At 46.2% G+C, this 1,193-nt stretch carries 1 protein-coding gene and 1 pseudogene; both read left to right on the top strand.

Going from position 1 to position 1,193, the window contains the following annotated elements:
* Positions 1–394 (top strand): annotated as a pseudogene (locus tag A3766_RS30450) (hypothetical protein); the annotation flags it as partial.
* A gap of 176 nt (positions 395–570) precedes the next feature.
* Positions 571–1,193, top strand: a 623-nt coding sequence (locus tag A3766_RS05240; protein WP_156508709.1) for an immunoglobulin-like domain-containing protein, incomplete at its 3' end; no start/stop codon positions are given.

Below are 1,193 nucleotides of genomic sequence, written 5' to 3'. Positions count from 1 at the left end.
TGCCAGCCCTATTACAGACAACATTATAAAAATCGACCCTGTTGATGGAGATAACCTCGAATCCGAAAATGCACTATCAGAGCTCGAGTTTCCATCACCAACCGACATGACTTATGACGGACATAGCTTCTGGATAGTTGACTGGCAAACTAACACTATTAATAAGGTTCGCCCTGAAGATGGCGCGCTACTTCTATCATTACCCGGCCCTTCAACACTACCTTCTTATCAGTCTAACCCTTCTGTCACCAATGCTCGTCCTTTCGGTATTACCTGGGATGGTCGCGACTTGTGGGTAGCAGACCAACAAGAACAAAAGATATTTCGGGTTGACCCCACTGACGGTAGCGTGGTCGGTTTTTTTGAAACACAGGCTCAAACCCCAAGGGCTTAAGCTGGGACGGGGAACTAATTTGGCACGCTGACCAAACAACAGGCCTAATTTACGCGATTGAAACAGGTGTCATACCTTTCGGTATCACAGGCTGTATCGAAAAGAATGGTGTAGCAATCGAAGCAGACCTACTTCTCAGCCAAACAGCACAATCGGATATAACCACAAGCACCGATGTGGATGGTTGCTTCCAGTTTACCAATTTTGTTGCTGGCTCCCCGATTCAGCTTCAAGCAAACGAGTCAGGTGTTGACCTTAAGCCGGTTATTACACTTAGTGAAACGTCACCTGGTTCAACTGATGTCACCCTCTTGGTCGGCGATACCTATGCAGAGCCTGGCTTCGTTGCGATAGACCCAGAGGACGGTGACATTAGTGTCGATGTTATCACTAGACCAAACGTCCTTGATACTCCCTCTATTATTGATACTTCCACCCCTAATAACTCCGGCATTCAAATTGAATACGATGTTGTCGACAGCCAAGGCAACAACGCGACAACAGTTATCCGAACTGTATACGTCATCGAAGAAGATACTACTGCACCAGTGATCACTCTTATTGGTGACGACCCTACTTATGTTGAACAGCTTTCGACTTATAATGAAGAAGGCGCTACCGCTATCGATAACCGTGATGGAGATATCAGCGCCAACATTATGATCAGTGGAAACGTCGATTCTGACACTGCCGGCACTTACACACTTGCTTACGATGTTGCCTTGGCTGTCGACAACATCGTATTCAATTTGAATGCCGGAGTTATTAGGGGTGGAAGTATCAATAATAGAGGGAGTAT

Source organism: Oleiphilus sp. HI0132 (assembly GCF_001635845.1).
The sequence above is the reverse complement of the archived record's forward strand: the minus strand, read 5'-3'. Positions and strand labels throughout refer to the sequence as shown.